Here is a 711-nt window from a genome sequence, read left to right on the forward strand (position 1 = left end):
CATAACTCTTTTCTTATAAACTTAGCTTTATATTTTCTTTAAATAAATGTATTATAGAATTTATTTTTAATATTTTTATTACTTTTTTGATTTATTTTTTAATAGCATCATTTTTAAGTTTGATTTTTTGTATTCAACATATCACCTCTCCATAAATTACCATTTGTATAACTTATATTATATATATACAAACGGTAATTATCAATCTTTTTTCTTCTTTTTTATTTTTTTTTATGTATTTTTGGTAATTTTATTTTACTTTTTAGTAAAATAACTTATAATTTCGGTAAGGAGTGATGTACATATGGAAAGTTTAGGAGATAGAATAGCAAAGCTAAGAAAAGAGTTGGATATAAATCAAAAGGAACTTGCTACTAAAGTTGGTATAACTGAAGCTAGCTTATCACGTTATGAAAATAATCTGCGAGAACCTAAAAGTGAAATAATAGTAAGATTAGCAAAGGCACTAAAAACATCTACAGATTATTTATTAGGTATAAATGAAAATACAAAAATAAATAGAGAAGACAAATTGATAATAGAAAGTTTATCAGTTAGTGAAAAAACAAAACAGCTTTTAGAAAAGATCTATTCACTTGAAGAAGAAGATAGAGAAGCTATAGAAAAAATGATTGATAATGCTTATATAAAGAGATTTTTAAAAGAAGAGAACTAATTCTCTTCTTTTACTTTTTCCAAGATTTCTAATAA

1 protein-coding gene is annotated in these 711 nt (G+C 22.6%); it reads left to right on the forward strand.

Features of this window, described 5'->3' with window-relative positions:
- The first annotated feature begins 304 nt into the window (after positions 1 to 304).
- Positions 305 to 676 carry a helix-turn-helix domain-containing protein gene (locus KGF50_RS21780; RefSeq protein WP_227827964.1) on the forward strand — a complete coding sequence of 124 codons (372 nt, stop codon included), beginning with the start codon at positions 305 to 307 and terminating at the stop codon, positions 674 to 676.
- Positions 677 to 711 lie beyond the last annotated feature (35 nt).

Source organism: Clostridioides sp. ZZV15-6598, from assembly GCF_020657705.1.
In the GTDB taxonomy this organism is placed as follows: domain Bacteria; phylum Bacillota; class Clostridia; order Peptostreptococcales; family Peptostreptococcaceae; genus Clostridioides; species Clostridioides difficile_F.